The sequence below is a fragment of the Barnesiella sp. An22 genome (assembly GCF_963931395.1).
Lineage (GTDB): Bacteria > Bacteroidota > Bacteroidia > Bacteroidales > Barnesiellaceae > Barnesiella > Barnesiella merdigallinarum.
Map to the genome: position 1 here is coordinate 1,264,814 of NZ_OZ007014.1, position 19,436 is coordinate 1,284,249.

Sequence of the window (19,436 nt, forward strand, 5' to 3'; positions counted from 1 at the left end):
TGGGGAGCGCAGGTTTGTCGAATAAAAATAGATCGGAACAAGAGAGAGAAACAATGGCACGAGGTCGGTATGGACATATGATAAAGTCGCTGATTATCATCGGAGATTTCTTTTGTTTGAACATCGCCTATGCCGCCGTGTGCCTGTGGGGTGGGGGCTTCGAAGGGGGCTTTGCCGAGAAGATTATCTGGCTCCTGCTCAATCTTTCGTATTTCCCTGTTTTCCTCTTCTTCGGCAAGGTGCACGAGTTGCGTATCCTCCATGTAGACAGAGTATTGATTAAAGTGTCGCAGTCGGTGTTGAGCCATCTGGCGGCATTTTTGTTGTTGATATTCTTCCTGCAAATCGACGACATCAGCTCGCTGGTGCTGCTGAAGTTCTACCTGCTCCTCTCGGTATTGCTGGCCGTCTGGTGGGTAGGTTCGCGCAAGCTGCTCAAATACTTCCGCCGCAAGGGCTACAACTTCAAGCGGGTAGTTATTGTAGGGGCCGGTGCCATGGGTACGAAGCTGCTCGACGAGCTGCGTTCCGATGCCGGTTACGGCTACAAGTTCATGGGATTCTTCGACGACAACCTTGCCTTGAAGAAGTCGTTGCCCAACTTCCAGGGCGACTGCTCGGCCGTCGAGGCCTTTGCAACGGCCAACAACGTCGACGAAATCTACTGCGCCCTGCCCATGCGGCAGGAGGAGAAGATTACCCGCCTGCTCAAGTTTGCCGAGTCGCACAACATCTCGTTCTTCATGGTGCCCGACGTAGGGCGCTACATCCACCGGCAGCTCGAGTTCCAGCTGGTCGGCAACGTGCCGGTGCTCTCGCTCCATCCCGAGCCGTTGCAAAACATCTACTCCCGCATGCTGAAGCGGGCCTTCGACCTGGCCTTCTCTTCAGTCGTGCTGGTATGTTCGCCTGTGATTTTCATCCCCATTGCCATAGCCGTCAAGCTCTCGTCGCCGGGCCCCGTATTCTTCAAGCAGAAGCGCACCGGTTTCCGGGGGAAAGAGTTCAACTGCTACAAGTTCCGCACCATGCGGGTCAATGCCGCCAGCGACGAGTTGCAGGCTACGCGTCACGACCCCCGCAAGACGCGGGTGGGCGAGTTCCTGCGCAAGACGAGCCTCGACGAGCTGCCCCAGTTTATCAACGTATTCCTGGGCGATATGTCGGTTGTCGGGCCACGTCCCCACATGGTCAAGCACACCCACGACTACTCCAAGATTATCGACAAGTACATGCTGCGACACCTCATCAAGCCGGGCATCACCGGCTGGGCGCAGGTGAACGGCTACCGGGGCGAGACTCGCGAACTGTGGCAGATGGAGCGTCGGGTCGAGTACGACGTGTGGTATATCGAGCATTGGAATTTCTGGCTCGACATCAAGATTATTTTCCTCACCGTAGTCAATGCCTTCAAGGGCGAGAAGAACGCCTTCTGATAACTCCTCCGAAAAAAACAGCCGGAAACCTATCCTTCGAGACCAATGTCGTGTGTATCTTTGCACCCCGAAAAAGGGATAGCAAATGAGTACAAAAGTCAAAGGCACGATACTCGGTATCGTTTCGGCAGTAAGCTACGGCACCAATCCGCTGGGAGCCCTCTACCTCTACCGCGAGGGTTTGAATTCCAGTTCGGTACTTTTCTATCGGTTTCTGTTTGCGGTGATTATTCTCGCCGGCATCATGTGGGTGCAGCATCAGTCGTTCAAGCTGTCGCGCAAGGAGCTGAAGACCCTCGCTACGCTGGGCATCCTCTTTGCCGTATCGTCGCTCACCTTCTACACCAGTTTCCACTACCTCGATGCCGGCATTGCCGCCACCATTCTCTTCGTCTATCCCATCATGGTGGCTGTAATCATGGCCCTCTTTTTCAAGGAGCATCTTTCGGGAGTCACCATCTTCTCCATACTGTTGGCCCTCTCGGGTATCGCGTTGCTCTATCGGGGCGGCAGCAATGTGGGGCTCAGCACCACGGGGGTGGTGCTGGTGTTGGTTTCGGCCCTCACCTATGCCCTCTATATGGTGGTGGTCAACCGCTCATCCATCGTCATGTCGTCGATCAAACTCACCTTCTATGTCCTGCTCGTCTGCATGGCGGCCATCGCCTTGCAAGCCTCGCTCGGCAGTCACACGCCGCTGCAGCCGCTCACCACGCCGCGCATGTGGTTCTTCTCCATCATGCTGGCTTTGGTGCCCACGGTCATTTCGCTGGTCACCATGACGCAGGCCGTCCACGCCATAGGCTCTACACCCACGGCCATCATGGGCGCACTCGAACCCCTCACGGCCGTAGTCGTGGGGGTAACTGTCTTCGGCGAAGCCTTTACGCTGCGGTTGGGTATAGGTATCTTTATGATTCTGGTAGCCGTGTTGCTCATCATCGCCTCCAAGGCGATACCGGTGCACAAGGTGGCCACCGTCATCGGGCATGCCCTGCGGTCCGTCCCTCTGCACAGGCGTTGAATCCCGGAGAGATTTCTATTCGCATCTGAACGTGTCGTCGAGGTGGAATCCCCGCAACAGGTCGGCGGCAGCCATACGCTTCTTGCCGGCAAGTTGCAGCTCCTCGATGCGCACATAACCGTCGGCGCAGGCCACGTCGATGCGGCTCTTGCCGTCGGTGTGTATGCTGCCCGGCTCGAAGTGGTGAGCGGCCGGTACGGGGGTGGTTCGGAATATCTTCACGCTCAACCGGTTGCCGTCGGCCGATACCCACTCGCACCAGGCGGCCGGGTAGGGCGACAGACCCCGCACCAGGTTGTGAATCTGCACGCAGGGCTTCGACCAGTCGATGCGGCAGGTCTCCTTGAAAATCTTGGGGGCGGGACGCAGTGGCTCGTCGGTCTGGATCGACTCCTGCTCAATGGGTTTCACCGTCCCGGCCAGGATGGCGTCGACCGTTTCGACCACCATGTCGGCACCCAGCACCATCAGTTTGTCGTGTATGGTACCCACGTTATCCTCGGGCAGGATAGGGATGCGTCTCTGTTGTATGATTTCGCCCGTATCGATTTCGTGTTTCAGGAAGAAGGTGGTGATGCCCGTCTCGGTGTCGCCGTTGATGATGGCCCAGTTCAACGGGGCGGCACCCCGATATTGCGGCAGCAGCGAGGCGTGCAGGTTGAAGGTGCCCATCGGCGGCATGTTCCACACCACCTCGGGCAGCATGCGGAAAGCCACGACAATCTGCAAGTCGGCATGCAGGCTGCGCAGCTGCTCGACAAAGGCCTCGTCCTTCAGCCGTTCGGGCTGCAGCACCGGTAACCCTTGGGAGAGGGCATACTCCTTGACCGGCGAAAACTGAATCTTGTGTCCGCGCCCGGCCGGTTTGTCGGGCATGGTGATGACGGCTACCACGTTGTAACCCCCTTCGACGAGGCGGCGCAGGCTCTCCACGGCAAAATCGGGAGTGCCCATATAGACGATGCGTAAATCTTTCTTTTCCATATTCGTTTAGTCTTGTGAGAAGTGTACCAGCACACGGCGGTACGAGTTGAAAATCTTCGATTTCGACACGAATCCTACATACTTCCCGTTCTCGACGACCGGCAGGTTCCAGGCGTTGGTCTGGTCGAAGGTCTTCATCACGCTGTCCATGCTGCTGCCCACCTCGATTTTGGCCGGTGGCATGGTCATGAACTTGCGCACATAGAAGCGCTTGTAGAGTTCGGGGCGGAACATGATGTTGCGGATGTCGTCGAGTATGACGATACCCAGCAGCGTGCCATCCTGGTCGGTAACCGGGAATATGTTGCGGTGCGATTGCGAAATCACTTTGACCATGTCGCCGAGAGTCATCTCGGGGTGAACCTCTATGAAGTCGGTTTCGATTACGCTGTCCATCTTCAGCAGGGTGAGCACCGCCTTGTCCTTGTGGTGGGTGAGCAGCTCGCCCTTCTTGGCCAGACGCATGGTGTAGATGCTGTGAGGTTCGAATATGCGGATGGTGGCATAGGCCACGGTCGAGGTAATCATCAGCGGCAGGAACAGGTCGTAGCCACCGGTCAGCTCGGTAGTAAGGAAGATGGCCATGAGAGGCGCGTGCATGACGGCCGACATGACCCCGGCCATACCCATCAGGGCAAAGTTCTTGTCCGACAGCTCCATGGGCAGAATGCCCGTGTGGTTGAGCACATAGGCAAAGAAGAAGCCCGCGAAGCAGCCCACGTACAGGCTGGGGGCGAATGTACCACCCACACCGCCTCCGCCGTTGGTGGCACTGGTGGCCAGTACCTTCACCAGAATGATGAGGGCGAGGAAGAGCATCATCACCCACATGTTGTCGTTTTCGGTATAGAAGAAGCTACCCTCGGCCAGTTGCTTCAGGTTGTCGTTCAGCAGGCTGGTGATGGCTCCGTAGCCCTCGCCGTAGAGCGGTGGCAGCAGGAAGATGGAGAGACTGAGGATGGCCGACCCGAAGAAAAACTTTTTCCACGGCGTGCCTATCTTGCGGAAGATGTCCTCCATGCGGGTCATCACGCGGGTAAAGTAGAGCGAGACGAATCCGCAGAAGACGCCCAGCAGAATCACGTAGGGGATACGGGCCGCCTCGAAAGTCTCGGTCTGCACGAAACTGAACTCGGCACTGTAGCCCGTGAAGATGTACGACACCGTCACCGCCGTAATCGACGAGATGAGCAGCGGCAGCACCGAGGTGGTGGTCATGTCGATCATCAGCACCTCGAGGGTAAACAGGATACCGGCAATAGGGGCCTTGAATATGCCGGCAATGGCAGCAGCCGAGCCGCAGCCTACCAGCAGCATGAGCAGCCGCTGGTCCAGGCGGAAGAGGCGCCCGATGTTCGACCCGATGGCCGCGCCGGTGTATACGATAGGGGCCTCGGCTCCTACCGAACCGCCGAACCCGATGGTAATCGAACTGGCAATCACCGAGGTGTACATGTTGTGCGGTTTCAGCCGGCTTTTCTTCTGCGAGATGGCATAGAGGATGCGGGTGACACCGTGGCTGATGTCGTCCTTGACGATGTAGCGCACATAGAGCCCCGCCAGCAGGATACCGACAATCGGGTAGATGAGGTAGAGGTAGTTGGCGCTGTCGGCGTTGAAGTGCGAGGTGAGCAGGTTCTGGATAAAGTGGATGAGAAATTTCAGAATCAGTGCGGCGGCGGCCGTGCAGATACCGATTACGAAACTCAGAAACAACACGAAGTTGTGTTCGTTGATGTGCTTCTCGCGCCACAACAGCAGGCGCAACATCAGGTCGTGCCGTTTCCCCTCCTTCGGGGTGTCGTCTACTTCAATATCTTCTTCGTCTATCATATAAGTTTCCTTTTACATGTTACATGCCTTTGCCGGTGACCACTGTCCGTATGGTGTAGATAATGATTTTGAGGTCGACCAGCAGCGACATATTTTCCAAATAAAGAATATCATACTTCAGCCGGGCAATCATCTCGTCGATGTTGCGGGCGTAGCCATACTTCACCATGCCCCACGAGGTGATGCCCGGGCGTATCTGGTGCAGCAGCACGTAGTAGGGTACCCGCTCGACAATCTGGCGGATGAAGTATTCGCGTTCTGGGCGCGGCCCCACGAGCGACATGTCGCCCTTCAGCACGTTCCAGAACTGGGGCAGCTCGTCCAACCGGTATTTGCGCAGCACCCGGCCGATGCGGGTGATGCGTTGGTCGTTCTCCTCCGAGAGCAGGGGAGTACCCGACTCGGCATTGGCCTTCATCGTGCGGAATTTATAAATCTTGAAAGGCCGGTGCCGATACCCGATGCGCTCTTGCTGGTAGAAAACCGGCCCGCTCGAATCGCGTTTGATGAGGATGGCCAGCACCACAAACAGCGGCGAGAGCAGCACCAGAGCCACGGCCGAAACCAGGATGTCGAACATCCGCTTCATGTTCTTCCCGCCTTCCGAGATGGCGCAGTTGCTCATGTCGATGAGGGGAGCCCCGTAGATATTGGTCAGCCTTACCCGCGACGAGATGATGTTGAACTCGTCGGTGCCCAGCTTGATGGGCAGGTTCAGGGGGTAGAGCGTGTTGATGAGCCGGTGCAGCTCCACCAGATTGTCCTCTTCGGGGGCCACGATCAGCTCCTGTATCTTCATCTCCCGGCACAGGCGGGGCAACTCTTCCATGGGGTAGGTGCGGTCGGCAATCTCGGGGTCGGCCGTTTCGTCGTTCACCCGGATGAATCCCACGATGCGGTAGCCCAGCGAGTGGCGCGGCTCTTCGAGTTCGCGCATCTGCTTCACCGCCTTGCTGCCGCACCCGATGATAAAGGTGTTGAACTGCCACTTGCCCCGGTGAATGAGGGCGGTAGCGTTACCCGTAATCGTGGCTCTGACGGCATAGACGCAGACAAACTGCAGTCCGTACAGCAGCAACAGCAGTTCGTAGTTGTCGATGCGGAGGCGCAGCACGTCGTTGATGAGGGCGATGAAAAAGATAAGCAGCGTATTCACCAGCACCGACCCCAGGGTCTGCACCAGCTCCTGAATGCGCGACTTGAAAAACGGCTGGTTGTAGTAGCCCGACAGGTAGTAGACCCCCATCATCAGCAGCGGGAAGATAATCTGCCCCTCGATCACGCGCGACGAGAGCAGATACGCCTTCAGCGACCCGCCGGCCTGGATGCCGGGGAAGTGAAATCGCACGATGTTGAACAGAAACCAGGCCACATTCGAGGCCAGGTAGTCGCCCAACACATAGCGTCTTGTCTGTCGTCTGCCGTTAATCACTCGCGTATAATCTTGATGGAACCGTCCGATTCGAGTTTGATAATGCTCGAGGGCACCGCCTCTTTCGTCTCGTCGCGGCGGGCCTCCACGATGTAGTCGACGGCCGCTTTAATCTCGTCCGATACCTCGGCGAAGTTGTGGGGCGAAGGCTGCCCGCTGATGTTGGCCGACGTCGACACAATCGCCTTTCTGAAGCGGCGGCACAACTCCTTCGAGAAAGCCTCGTGCGTGATGCGTATGGCAATACTCCCGTCCTCGGCCAGCAGGTTGGGGGCCAGGTTGCGGGCTCCCGGATAGATGATTGTGAGCGGTTTCACCGCCACGTCGAGCAGTTGCCACGCCGTCTCGGGCACTTCGCTCACATAATATTCCACCTTCGGCTCGCTGTCGGTAAGCACGATGAGGGCCTTGCTGTCGGCCCGCTGCTTGATTTCATACACCCGTTTCACCGCTTCGGCATTGGTCGCATCGCAACCGATGCCCCAAATCGTGTCGGTCGGGTACAAAATCACGCCGCCGCGCTCCATCACTTCGCAAGCCTGCTTGATATCTTCGCTGATTCCCATGTCTTAATCCTCTTTTTTTAGTGTTACGACAAAAAACTGTACGTTTGGTTGTGCCGGTTTCGAACACGCGAACAACTCTTTGCGGCCCGGTACACTCCGTTGAAAGAGCCTGTAAATACAGACAAAGTCGAAAGTAGAAGCACAAACCTATTTGCCTTTTCTATCGAGGCTTCTCCTGTTTTCGTGTAACAAAGATAACGATTCGTGCATCGATAACAAAATATTTTTGAAACAGGAGGCATAATTATGCCATGGTTGGCTTTCTCCTGTTGGCTCGCTCCCCGAAAAGTCGTATCTTCGCGGGAAAAACAGAGCGAAATAAAATGGCTGCAACAAAAGCGAATCTTCCGGTCGAGGTCCGGCCCTACCGTTTGGGCCTCGCGTTGAGTGGCGGTGGCGCCAAGGGGTTTGCCCATGTGGGCGTGTTGAAGGCGTTGGAAGAGTTGGGTATCCGTCCCGACATCATTTCGGGTACCAGTGCCGGAGCCGTCATTGCCGTGCTCTATGCCGACGGCTATTCGCCCGACGAAATTCTCGACCTCTTCTCGGGCCTTTCGTTCAACGACCTGGCCGAGATTACACTGCCCCGGGCCGGCTTCTTCAAGATAGTCCGGTTTAAACACTTTCTGCAGAAGTCGCTGCGCACCGAGTGCATCGAAGACCTTTCCATCCCGGTAGTGGTCACGGCCACCGACCTCGACCACGGCACCTGCGTGGTGTGGCGTTCGGGCTCGATTGCCGAGCGGGTCACCGCTTCGTGCAGTATCCCCATCATATTTCCGCCGGTACTCATCGACGGCACCCACTACGTCGACGGCGGTGTGCTGCGCAACCTGCCCGTCTTCCCCATACGCAACGAGTGCGACACGGTAATCGGCATCAACGTGAGCCCGCTGGTCAACAAGAGCTACAAGCAGTCGATTGTCGACATTGCCACCCGCTCCTACAGCTTCATGTCCAAGAGCAATGTGGTCGAGGATATGAAGATGTGCGACCTCTTCATCGCCATGAAGGAGGCGGCGCGCTATGCCGTGTTCGACATCCACGCCCTGCGCGATATTGCCAACGTGGGGTATCAGCAGACCCTCAAGCTCTTTACCGGCAAGCGGGCCTCGCGTATCAACGAACTGAATAAATAAAAAAGATTATCATACGAATATGACCGACGAGAAGATAATTATCTACCAGGTGCTTCCCCGCCTCTTTTCGAACCGCTGTGCCTCGTGTGTGCCCAACGGTACCTATGAACAGAACGGCTCGGGCAAGCTCAACGACTTTACCCCCAAGGTGTTGAACGAAATCAAGAAGCTGGGGGCCAACTACATTTGGTATACCGGTGTCATCGAACATGCCACCAAGACCGACTACTCCCGCTACGGCATCCGCCCCGACAATAAATATGTGGTCAAGGGCGAAGCCGGTTCGCCCTACGCCATCAAGGACTATTACGACATAGACCCCGACCTGGCCGAGAATCCGCTCGAGCGCATGCACGAGTTCGAGGCCCTCGTGGCCCGCACCCATGAGGCCGGCCTGAAGGTGGTGCTCGACTTCGTGCCCAACCACGTGGCCCGTCAGTACCACTCCGATGCCGCCCCGCAGGGTGTCGAGGATCTGGGTGCGCACGACAACAAGGAGATGCACTTCTCGCCCTCGAACAACTTCTACTACATACCCCGGCAGGCCTTTACCCCGCAATTCTACATCGGCGAGGGCGACGACCGCTATTTCGAATACCCCGCCAAGGCTACCGGCAACGACTGTTTCGGAGCCTTCCCCAACGAGAACGACTGGTACGAGACCGTGAAACTCAACTACGGAGTCGACTACATGGGCGGCCATCGCCTCTGCTTCGACCCCATCCCCGACACCTGGCACAAGATGCTCGACATCCTCCTCTTCTGGTGCGGCAAGGGCATCGACGCCTTCCGTTGCGACATGGCCCACATGGTGCCCGTCGAGTTCTGGGGCTGGGCCATCTCGCGCGTCAAGGAGAGCTACCCCCAGGTGCTCTTTATCGCCGAGATTTACGACCAGGGGCTCTACCGGCTCTACCTCGAGAAGGGCAAGTTCGACTACCTCTACGACAAGGTGGGCCTCTACGACAAGCTGCGGGGCGTGCTCTGCCACCAGGTATCGGCCGCACAGCTCACCTACTGCTGGCAGGCTGTCGACGGGATAGGGGGGCACATGCTCAACTTCCTCGAGAATCACGACGAGCAGCGTTTCGCCTCGCCCTTCTTTGCCGGCGATGCCGACAAGGCCATCCCCGCGCTGGCGGTGGCTACCCTGATGAGCACCGGCCCCATGATGATTTACTTCGGGCAAGAGCTGGGCGAACGTGGCGACGATGCCGAGGGATTCAGCGGACACGACGGCCGCACCACCATCTTCGACTACTGGAGTGTACCCACCGTGCGGCAATGGTACGACGGCGGTCGCTGCTCGATAGCCAAACTCACTCCGCAGCAGAAGCGGCTGCGCAACCTCTACAAGACGATTCTCAATATTGGCCGCCACGAAAAGGCCGTGAGCCAGGGCTCGTTCTTCGACCTGATGTATGTCAATGGCGAGAACCCCCGCTTCAATCCGCACCGTCACTACACCTTCTTGCGCAAGTACGGCCGCGAGCTGTTGCTGGTGGCGGTCAACTTCGACTCCCGCCCGGCCCAGGTGGCCATCAACCTGCCCGGGCACGCCTTCGATACGATGAAAATCGTAGCCGGACAGTACGAAGCCACCGAGCTGATAAGCGGCGAAAAAGAGACCAAAACCATCAGTCCCGACACCCCCTTCGACTGCGCGCTGCCCGCTTATGGTGCCGTGGTGTGGAAGATGGAATTAAAAAATTTTTCCCAACGAAATATAGAAAAAATGAAAAAGGACAAGAAAATTTCGAAATAGAAATTGTACCTTTGTCTCAAAATAATAATCTCTGTTTTTACATTCAAAAAATCATGAGTCAAACACCTCCCTTCAAGGTATTTTCGGGAACCAATTCAAGGTATCTCGCTGAGAAAATCTGTAATAGTCTGGGTTGCGAATTAGGCCAAATGAACATTCAGCATTTTGCCGATGGTGAGTTTGCCGTCTCTTTCGAGGAGTCGATTCGGGGCTGCCAGGTATATCTGGTGCAGTCGACCTTCCCCAATTCCGACAACCTGATGGAATTGTTGTTAATGATTGATGCCGCCAAACGCGCTTCGGCCAAATCTATCGTAGCTGTCGTTCCCTACTTCGGTTGGGCTCGTCAGGACCGCAAGGACAAACCCCGTGTTTCCATCGCCGCCAAACTCCTGGCCGACATCTTGAGCGTGGCCGGTATCAACCGCCTCATCACGATGGACCTGCACGCCGATCAGATTCAAGGTTTCTTCGATGTTCCCGTTGACCACCTCTATGCTTCGTCGGTATTCATTCCCTATATCCAGTCGCTGAACCTCAAGGATATGGTGGTAGCTACCCCCGACGTAGGAGGTTCCAAGCGTGCCAGCACCTATGCCAAATACCTGGGTGTGCCTCTGGTACTTTGCCACAAGCAACGCGCCAAAGCCAACGTAGTGGAGAGCATGACCGTGATTGGCGATGTAGAGGGCAAGAATGTAATCCTCGTCGACGATATGGTCGACACCGCCGGCACCATCACCAAGGCTGCCGATCTGATGATAAGCAAGGGTGCCCTTTCGGTTCGTGCCATCGCTTCGCACGCCGTGATGAGCGATCCCGCCACCGAGCGTGTACAGAACTCGTCGATGACCGAGTTGATTTTCACCGACAGTATCCCCTACACCAAGCAGTGCGACAAGGTACACATCATCAGCATCGCCGACCTCTTTGCCGACACCATTCGCCGCGTGTACGAAAACAAATCCATCAGTTCGCAATACCTGCTGTAATACAGCACACCGTTATAACAGACGAAGGCCGATGCCATTCAGGCACCGGCCTTCGTCGTTTTGTATCCCAGCCCTCCGAACCGTCGTGTGGCCGCCGGGAGAGCAGGGGAGGGGGAGGAAGTTCCTCTTTGGCTTGGGATGTTCCTGGGCTGGCGTGCCTGCCTGCGGGAGAATCATCGCTTTACCCATAGGGCCCTTTACTCACCGGGCTCTTTCTGCCTTGCACCCGTCGTCCCTATTCAGGTCGGGCATAAAAAAAGCGAGGCGCATCGCGTTTTGCGATACGCCTCGCTGGGTATAGAGGATTAGAGATTTACTCGTTTATTTGACCTCTTCGAAGTCAACGTCGGTCACATCCTTGCCGTTGTTGTCGCCCTGTTGAGCGTTGGCACCCGGTTGAGCCTGTTGAGCACCGGCCTGTTGTTGAGCCTGAGCGTTGTACAGGTCTTGAGCAGCGGCTTGCAGTACACTCTCGAGTTCGCTCGAAGCCGAGTCGATACCGGCGATGTCCTGAGCCTTGTGAGCCTCTTTCAGTTTGTTCAGAGCCGATTCGATGGCGCTTCTCTTGTCGGCCGGGATCTTGTCGCCCATCTCTTTGAGCTGTTTCTCGGTCTGGAAGATGAGGGCATCGGCGTGGTTCAGTTTGTCGATACGCTCTTTTTCCTTGGCATCGTTTTCGGCGTTGGCGGCAGCCTCGTCCTTCATCCGTTTGATTTCGGCGTCGGTCAAGCCGCTCGAAGCCTCGATACGAATGCTTTGCTCTTTGCCCGTACCTTTATCTTTGGCCGATACATTCAAGATACCGTTGGCATCGATATCGAATGTAACCTCGATTTGAGGCACACCACGCATGGCAGCGGGGATTCCGTCGAGGTGGAACTTACCGATGGTCTTGTTGTCTTTGGCCATAGGACGTTCACCTTGCAGTACGTGGATTTCTACCGAAGGCTGGTTATCGACAGCGGTCGAGAAGATTTCCGACTTGCGGGTAGGAATCGTCGTGTTGGCGTCGATCAGTTTGGTCATCACGCCGCCCAGCGTTTCGATACCCAGCGACAGAGGCGTTACATCGAGCAGCAATACATCTTTTACATCGCCGGTCAATACGGCACCCTGTATGGCGGCACCTATGGCCACTACCTCATCGGGGTTAACACCCTTCGAAGGAGTCTTACCGAAGAATTTCTCTACGATAGCCTGGATGGCAGGAATACGGGTCGAACCACCTACGAGGATTACCTCGTCGATATCCGATGCACTCAAGCCGGCATCTTGCAGAGCCTTGCGGCAGGGCTCGATGGTAGCCTGGATCAAGCGGTCGCACAACTGCTCGAATTTAGCACGGGTCAACGTCTTAACCAAGTGTTTGGGCACACCGTTTACAGGCATGATGTAAGGCAAGTTGATCTCGGTCGAAGTCGAGCTCGACAACTCGATTTTAGCCTTTTCGGCAGCCTCTTTCAACCGTTGCAGAGCCATAGGATCTTCACGCAGGTCTACGCCTTCGTCGTTCTTGAACTCGTCGGCCAGCCAGTCGATGATTACGTGGTCGAAGTCATCACCACCCAGGTGAGTATCACCGTTGGTCGATTTTACTTCGAATACACCGTCGCCCAACTCCAGGATAGAGATATCGAACGTACCACCACCCAAGTCGAATACGGCGATCTTCATATCTTTGTTGGCCTTGTCAAGACCGTAGGCCAAAGCGGCAGCCGTAGGCTCGTTGACGATACGGCGTACGTTCAAACCGGCAATCTCACCGGCCTCTTTCGTAGCCTGACGTTGCGAGTCGTTGAAGTAGGCAGGTACCGTGATGACGGCATCGGTTACCTCTTGACCCAGATAGTCTTCGGCCGTTTTTTTCATCTTTTGCAGAATCATGGCCGAAATCTCTTGCGGAGAGTAGAGACGACCGTCGATGTCGACACGCGGCATGTTGTTGTCGCTGCGAACCACCTTGTAAGGTACACGAGCAATTTCGTTGGTTACCTGGTCGTACGATTCGCCCATGAAACGTTTGATCGAGAATACCGTTCTCGTCGGGTTGGTGATGGCCTGACGTTTGGCGGGCTCGCCCACTTTACGTTCGCCACCGTCTACAAATGCCACAATCGAAGGAGTCGTGCGACGACCTTCACTGTTGGCGATTACTACCGGCTCGGTGCCTTCCATTACGGCTACACACGAGTTGGTTGTTCCTAAGTCAATACCAATAATCTTTCCCATAGTTATATTCTTTTTTATTTGTTATTCAATAGAGTTAATTATCCGCCGCCCTTGCGAGCGACACTCCATAATATTCAAATGCCATGCCAAAAAGCGAGGCTCTCGAAAATGTTGCTTTTGTCAGTCTTTTCCAAAAGCTCTTCGGCCGCCCGTGTCAGTAATGCTGTCGATTTGTCATATCGGCCGGAGGCGGCTGTGGGGCTCTGTGTAGAAAACATCTGCGGGGCTAAAAGGTTGATGGCCCGGGAGCTTATTTTCGCCGATTTATTTCGTTATTAAACCGAAATGACGTAAATTTGCCCATCTTATAATAGGTGTGAAAACAGTAGCCTGAAAGTATAAGTTAACTAAATACTAATTATTATGAACATTTCTCACATTGAACACTTAGGAATCGCTGTGAAGAGTCTCGAAGAAGCTATTCCTTATTATGAAAACATTTTAGGTCTTAAATGTTATTCCATCGAAGAGGTGGCCGACCAGAAGGTAAAGACAGCCTTCTTCAAGGTAGGACAGACAAAAATAGAGCTGCTGGAGCCCACAAGCGAAGACAGCACAATAGCCAAGTTCATAGAGAAACGCGGCGAGGGTATCCATCACCTGGCTTTCGCTATTGAAGATGGTGTAGCCAATGCGTTGGCCGAGGTCGAAGCCAAGGGCGTGCGCCTCATCGACAAGGCTCCCCGCAAAGGAGCCGAGGGGCTGAACATCGCTTTCCTGCACCCCAAATCGACCTGCAGCGTATTAACCGAACTTTGTGAAGACCCTAATAAATAAGAAATATGAGCAATCAACTTGAAAAAGTACAGGAGCTGATTGAGCTGCGCGCTCAGGCTCGCCTGGGTGGTGGACAAAAAGCCATCGATAAACAACACGAGAAAGGTAAATATACGGCTCGTGAGCGTATTGCGCAACTCCTCGACGAAGGCAGCTTCGAAGAGTTGGATATGTTTGTGCGACACAGATGTACCAACTTCGGTCAAGAGAAGAAATCGTTTTTGGGCGACGGCGTCGTAACCGGTTACGGTACGATCGAAGGCCGCCTTGTTTATGTTTTTGCTCAGGACTTTACCGTGTTCGGCGGTTCTTTGTCCGAGACGATGGCCTTGAAAATCTGCAAGGTCATGGATATGGCCATGAAGATGGGTGCGCCCTGTATCGGCCTCAACGACTCGGGTGGTGCCCGTATCCAGGAGGGTATCAACGCCCTGGCCGGTTATGCCGAGATTTTCCAGCGTAACATCATGGCTTCGGGTGTGATTCCCCAGATTTCGGCTATCCTCGGTCCCTGCGCCGGTGGTGCCGTATATTCGCCTGCCTTGACCGACTTCACGATCATGGCCAAAGGTATCTCCTACATGTTCCTCACCGGCCCGAAGGTAGTGAAAACCGTAACGGGCGAGGATGTAACACAAGAGGCCCTCGGTGGTGCCGAAGTTCACTCTGTTAAATCGGGTGTAGCTCACTTTGCTGCCGAAAACGGCGAAGAGGCACTGGCTATTATTCGCAAGCTCATCAGCTATATCCCTCAAAACAACCTCGAAGAGGCTCCCCTCGTTCCCTGCAACGACCCCATCGACCGTCTCGAAGACTCGCTCAACGAGATTATCCCCGATAGCCCCAACCGTCCTTATGACATGTATGAGGTAATTGGTGCCATCATCGACAATGGCGAGTTCCTCGAAATCCAACGCGATTACGCCAAGAACATCATCATCGGTTTCGCCCGCTTCAACGGACAGTCGGTAGGTATCGTAGCCAACCAGCCCAAATACCTGGCCGGTGTGCTCGACAGCAACGCTTCGCGCAAGGCCGCTCGTTTCGTTCGCTTCTGCGACGCCTTCAACATTCCTATCGTCAGCCTCGTCGACGTGCCGGGATTCTTGCCGGGTACGGGACAAGAATACAACGGTGTGATTCTGCACGGTGCCAAACTGCTTTACGCCTACGGCGAAGCTACGGTGCCCAAAGTCACCATCACACTGCGCAAGTCCTATGGCGGTTCGCACATCGTGATGAGTTGTAAACAACTGCGTGGCGACATGAACTACGCTTGGCCTACTGCCGAAATCGCCGTAATGGGTGGTGCCGGTGCCGTAGAGGTGCTCTATGCCAAAGAAGCCAAAGAGGCCGAAGACCCCGCCAAGTTCATGGCCGAGAAAGAAGCCGAGTATACCAAACTGTTTGCCAATCCTTACAATGCAGCCAAGTATGGTTACATCGACGACGTAATCGAGCCTCGCAACACGCGTTTCCGCATCATTCGTGCCTTGCAACAGTTGCAGACCAAGAAATTAACCAATCCGGCTAAAAAGCACGGTAATATTCCTTTGTAATACCTTTAAAGTATAACGACAATGAATAAAAAAATTTTAGGGATATTCCTGTTCGCTGCCTTCATGGTATCGTCGGTATGGGCACAGGGAAGGAAAGGCTTGCGTATCAACGAGGTGCTGGTGACCAACGAAAACAACTATCAGGACGACTACGGCTGTCAGTCGGCCTGGATAGAGATTTTCAATACCACCTTTGGCACCGTCGATGTGCGCAGCTGCTACTTGACCAACGACAAGAACAATCCCAAGAAATATCCTATTCCCAAGGGCGATGTTCTCACCGAGATGCCGCCTCGGCAACATGTGCTTTTCTGGGCCGACGGCAAGCCTAACAGGGGAACATTCCACGTGAATTTTACGCTCGACCCCGACAAAGACAACTGGATTGGTCTCTACGATTCCAACGGTCGTGACCTCATCGACTCGGTGACGGTTCCGGCAGGGATTCCCACCGACCACTCCTATGCCCGCTACGAAGACGGTGTGGGCCATTGGGTAATCAAGGGCGGAAACGAGCAGTCGGGCTATGTAACGCCGAGTACCAACAACATTACGCTCGACAAGAATGTGAAAATCGATATGTTTACCGAGCACGACCCCTTCGGGGTGGGTATGGCAATCATGGCCATGGCTATCGTATTTGCCGGTTTGTTGCTGCTCTACCTGTTGTTCCGTCTTATCGGGCAAATCTCGGTTCTCATCAAGAAGCGCAATGCTATGCGAGTACATGGTATTTCCGATAAAGAAGAGGCCAAGGAGAAAGGCTTCGGCCGCGAGGCGGGCGAGGTATATGCCGCTATCGCCATGGCTCTGTACCAGCATCTCGAAGCCCACGACGTAGAAGACACAATCCTCACCATCAACAAGGTGAAGAAAGCCTACTCGCCTTGGAACTCCAAGATTTATTCGCTGCGTGAAATTCCCTCTAAAAAGTAATCCCCCAAAAAACGATTAAACAAACTTATGAAAGAGTATAAGTATAAAATCAACGGAAACCTCTATAAGGTTTCTGTTGGCGAAATTGAGAAAAACATTGCCCATGTCGAGGTGAACGGTACCACTTACAAAGTACAGATGGAAGAGGCTGCTCCTGTAAAGGTTTCTACGCCCAAGCCCTCGTCGGCTCCGCGTACTGCTACGGGTGAGCCCGTTATCGCCAAACCCACTGTCAACTCGGGTGCCGACGCCGTGAAATCGCCGTTGCCCGGTGTTGTGAACGATATTTTGGTGAAAGTTGGCGATACGGTGAGCGCAGGCCAGGCCGTGCTTATCCTGGAAGCCATGAAGATGGAAAACAACATCAACGCCATCAAAAGCGGTAAAGTGACGGCCATCAAAGTAAATAAAGGTGATTCGGTACTCGAAGGAACCGAACTGATCATAATTGAGTAAGACTATGGGATTTATAGATTTCTTAGGAGATAACTTAGTCCAGTTCTGGGAGTATACCGGCTTTGCCAACTGTACCCTCCCGCACCTGGCTATGATTGTGGTGGGCTTGTTCTTTATCTATTTGGCGATAAAGAAAAATTTCGAGCCCATGTTGCTGGTACCCATCGGTTTCGGTATTCTTATCGGGAATATTCCTTTTAAAATCGATGCCGGTCTCGAGGTTGGTATTTATGAAGAGGGTTCGGTGCTCAATATCCTCTATCAGGGAGTGAGTGCCGGTTGGTATCCCCCGTTGGTATTTTTGGGCATTGGTGCCATGACCGACTTTTCGTCGCTTATCGCCAACCCCAAACTGATGCTGGTGGGTGCTGCTGCCCAGTTCGGTATCTTCGGGGCCTATATGGTCGCCTTGGCTCTCGGGTTTACCCCCGACCAAGCCGGTGCCATTGCCATCATCGGTGGTGCCGACGGTCCTACGGCCATCTTCCTTTCGTCGAAATTGGCTCCTAACCTCATGGGTGCCATAGCCGTTTCGGCTTACTCGTATATGGCACTTGTCCCGGTAATCCAGCCGCCTATCATGCGTTTGATGACCACGAAAAAGGAGCGTGTAATTCGTATGAAACCGGCGCGTGCCGTTTCGCAAAACGAGAAAATCATGTTCCCCATCGTCGGGTTGCTGCTCACCTGCTTCCTGGTTCCGTCGGGCTTGCCCCTGTTGGGTATGCTTTTCTTCGGCAACCTGTTGCGTGAGAGCGGTGTTACCTCGCGTTTGGCCAAGACCGCAAGCGGCCCCTTGTGCGACACGATTACCATTCTGTTGGGTGTAACGGTAGGAGCCTCTACTCAGGCTTCCGAGTTCCTCACCCCCAGCACGCTCGGTATCTTCGCTCTTGGTTTCATGGCTTTCGTCATTGCTTCGGCTTCGGGTGTATTGTTTGTGAAAATTTTCAATCTCGTGTTGCCCAAGAGCAAGAAAATCAACCCGCTTATCGGTAACGCCGGTGTTTCGGCTGTACCGATGTCGGCTCGTATCTCCAACAACCTTGGTCTCGAATATGACTCGACCAACTACTTGTTGATGCATGCCATGGGTCCCAACGTGGCCGGTGTAATCGGTTCGGCTGTTGCCGCCGGTGTGCTGCTCGGCTTCCTCTCATAATCTCTCTGCAGAGTTATGATACTTCGGGTGGTGCGCTTCCTCGCTGGAGGCGCACCGCCCTTGTTTTTTCTCACCGTTTCCTTGTGCAGGGTAATGGGCATATTTGCGGTATGTATGCGCCGGGAGTTATAGTATGATTAACCTCTTCGACAGGGAGGCGAAAGCGGTATGCTTGTAGTTTCGTTCGGAGTTGATAATCAAAATGTTTACACTTTATTCCGGTATTCGGTAGGCGACATGCCAGTCTGGTGTTTGAAGTATTTCCCGAAAAACGATTGGGTCGAGAAGTTCAGTTGGTAGGCAATCTCCTGGATACTCATATCGGAGTATTTCAGCAGGTTTTTCGCTTCGAGTATCACATAGTTGTCTATCCACTGTGCCGCCGATTTGCCCGACAGTTTCTTGACCAGCGTCGAGAAATATTTGGGCGTGATGCACAACTGTTCGGCATAGAAGGTAACGCTTCGTTCCTGCATGTGGTATTGCGAGAGCAGAGCGATGAATCGCCCGAAGATAATCTCTTGACGGTTTTTTTTATTTTCGTTTTTGGAGACAGGGGTGTAGTTCAGAATCAGGTCGTACAGTTGCCAGATGAGCGCGGCTCCCAGGTTTTGGAGTGTTTCCATCTTTTTACTCCCTTCTGTCGATTGGCTGATGAGCTTGATCAACGATATGAACTTGCAGAAGATTTCGATTTCGTCTTTGGAGAGTCGTAGGCAAGGCTCGTTTCGTAATTGAGAGTATACGGGAATGATGTCGCTGAAATTGATTTGAACTTTCTCAAAAAACGAACGGGTCACTGAAATCCCGTAAAAGGAACACTGCAGCTCGCTATTCAGCTGTACGATGTTTTCGGGTAGATTCAATATCATGGTGCCCGGCTGGATGTGATATTCGTTCAAATTGATGTTGATTGTCATCTCACCCGACAGGCATACCAGTGCTACCAGCGAGTCTATACGGCACGGGTATTTGAAGAAGTCGATGTCGGGGCGGTCGTTCTCGATAATGATGAGGCTGTCTTCCAGTCCGGTGGAATGTTTGATTTCGACTAACTTTTTCAGTTGTTTGTGGGTGAAACTTTCGATACATGTTTTGTCCATAAAATGCGATGTTTTGGACAAATATAATGTGATATGTGTGAAT

General features: G+C 54.2%; 16 protein-coding genes. 10 read left to right on the top strand and 6 right to left on the bottom strand.

Translation table 11 applies throughout. The features are described from left to right. Window positions 1-77 precede the first annotated feature (77 nt). On the top strand, window positions 78-1,436 hold the full coding sequence (locus tag ABGT88_RS05090) for an undecaprenyl-phosphate glucose phosphotransferase (protein ID WP_346700790.1): 1,359 nt from the start codon (window positions 78-80) through the stop codon (window positions 1,434-1,436). Between the two features lie 85 nt (window positions 1,437-1,521). Beyond that, complete coding sequence (locus ABGT88_RS05095) at window positions 1,522-2,460, top strand: EamA family transporter (protein ID WP_346700792.1); 939 nt, start codon at window positions 1,522-1,524, stop codon at window positions 2,458-2,460. 15 nt (window positions 2,461-2,475) lie between these two features. Here ABGT88_RS05095 and fmt read toward each other — a convergent pair whose 3' ends face one another. The 4 genes from fmt to ABGT88_RS05115 form a co-directional block, all read right to left on the bottom strand. Beyond that, complete coding sequence (gene fmt / locus ABGT88_RS05100) at window positions 2,476-3,444, bottom strand: methionyl-tRNA formyltransferase (protein WP_258326444.1); 969 nt, start codon at window positions 3,442-3,444, stop codon at window positions 2,476-2,478. 6 nt (window positions 3,445-3,450) lie between these two features. After that, window positions 3,451-5,214: a chloride channel protein gene (locus ABGT88_RS05105; RefSeq protein ID WP_258326671.1), complete on the bottom strand. Its 1,764-nt coding sequence runs from the start codon at window positions 5,212-5,214 to the stop codon at window positions 3,451-3,453. A gap of 82 nt (window positions 5,215-5,296) precedes the next feature. Then, window positions 5,297-6,709, bottom strand: coding sequence for a sugar transferase (locus ABGT88_RS05110; RefSeq protein ID WP_346700794.1), 1,413 nt, complete (start codon window positions 6,707-6,709; stop codon window positions 5,297-5,299). Next, window positions 6,706-7,269 (bottom strand): L-threonylcarbamoyladenylate synthase, encoded by a 564-nt coding sequence (locus ABGT88_RS05115; RefSeq protein ID WP_162611672.1) that lies wholly within the window; start codon window positions 7,267-7,269, stop codon window positions 6,706-6,708. The genes ABGT88_RS05110 and ABGT88_RS05115 overlap by 4 nt, the downstream gene beginning before the upstream one ends. A 329-nt stretch (window positions 7,270-7,598) precedes the next feature. Between ABGT88_RS05115 and ABGT88_RS05120 the strand changes: the two genes are divergently transcribed. From ABGT88_RS05120 to ABGT88_RS05130, 3 genes are read left to right on the top strand one after another with little or no spacing between them, the layout of a single operon-like run. Further along, entirely contained in the window at window positions 7,599-8,414 is an 816-nt protein-coding gene (locus ABGT88_RS05120; protein ID WP_298663441.1) for a patatin-like phospholipase family protein, read from the top strand. A gap of 19 nt (window positions 8,415-8,433) precedes the next feature. After that, the gene (locus tag ABGT88_RS05125; protein ID WP_346700796.1) at window positions 8,434-10,179 is read left to right on the top strand and encodes an alpha-amylase family glycosyl hydrolase; all 1,746 of its coding nucleotides are present in this window, start codon (window positions 8,434-8,436) and stop codon (window positions 10,177-10,179) included. Between the two features lie 53 nt (window positions 10,180-10,232). Then, window positions 10,233-11,171: a ribose-phosphate pyrophosphokinase gene (locus tag ABGT88_RS05130; protein WP_087408083.1), complete on the top strand. Its 939-nt coding sequence runs from the start codon at window positions 10,233-10,235 to the stop codon at window positions 11,169-11,171. Window positions 11,172-11,492: 321 nt separating this feature from the next. Here ABGT88_RS05130 and dnaK read toward each other — a convergent pair whose 3' ends face one another. Beyond that, window positions 11,493-13,400, bottom strand: coding sequence for a molecular chaperone DnaK (gene dnaK, locus ABGT88_RS05135; RefSeq protein WP_346700799.1), 1,908 nt, complete (start codon window positions 13,398-13,400; stop codon window positions 11,493-11,495). A 363-nt stretch (window positions 13,401-13,763) separates the two neighbouring features. Here dnaK and mce point away from each other — a divergent pair, with 363 nt between their 5' ends. From mce to ABGT88_RS05160, 5 genes are read left to right on the top strand one after another with little or no spacing between them, the layout of a single operon-like run. Further along, a complete protein-coding gene (gene mce / locus ABGT88_RS05140) occupies window positions 13,764-14,177 on the top strand; it encodes a methylmalonyl-CoA epimerase (protein ID WP_258326438.1) in 414 nt (137 codons plus the stop codon). Between the two features lie 5 nt (window positions 14,178-14,182). Beyond that, a complete protein-coding gene (locus tag ABGT88_RS05145) occupies window positions 14,183-15,736 on the top strand; it encodes an acyl-CoA carboxylase subunit beta (RefSeq protein ID WP_087408079.1) in 1,554 nt (517 codons plus the stop codon). Window positions 15,737-15,757: 21 nt separating this feature from the next. Beyond that, on the top strand, window positions 15,758-16,672 hold the full coding sequence (locus ABGT88_RS05150) for an OadG family transporter subunit (protein WP_087408078.1): 915 nt from the start codon (window positions 15,758-15,760) through the stop codon (window positions 16,670-16,672). A gap of 27 nt (window positions 16,673-16,699) precedes the next feature. Then, window positions 16,700-17,128: a biotin/lipoyl-containing protein gene (locus tag ABGT88_RS05155; protein ID WP_025278054.1), complete on the top strand. Its 429-nt coding sequence runs from the start codon at window positions 16,700-16,702 to the stop codon at window positions 17,126-17,128. Between the two features lie 4 nt (window positions 17,129-17,132). Further along, on the top strand, window positions 17,133-18,290 hold the full coding sequence (locus tag ABGT88_RS05160; RefSeq protein WP_025278053.1) for a sodium ion-translocating decarboxylase subunit beta: 1,158 nt from the start codon (window positions 17,133-17,135) through the stop codon (window positions 18,288-18,290). A 206-nt stretch (window positions 18,291-18,496) separates the two neighbouring features. On the opposite strand, the gene ABGT88_RS05165 is transcribed toward ABGT88_RS05160, so the two are convergent. Then, complete coding sequence (locus ABGT88_RS05165) at window positions 18,497-19,393, bottom strand: helix-turn-helix domain-containing protein (protein WP_346700802.1); 897 nt, start codon at window positions 19,391-19,393, stop codon at window positions 18,497-18,499. Window positions 19,394-19,436: the final 43 nt, after the last annotated feature.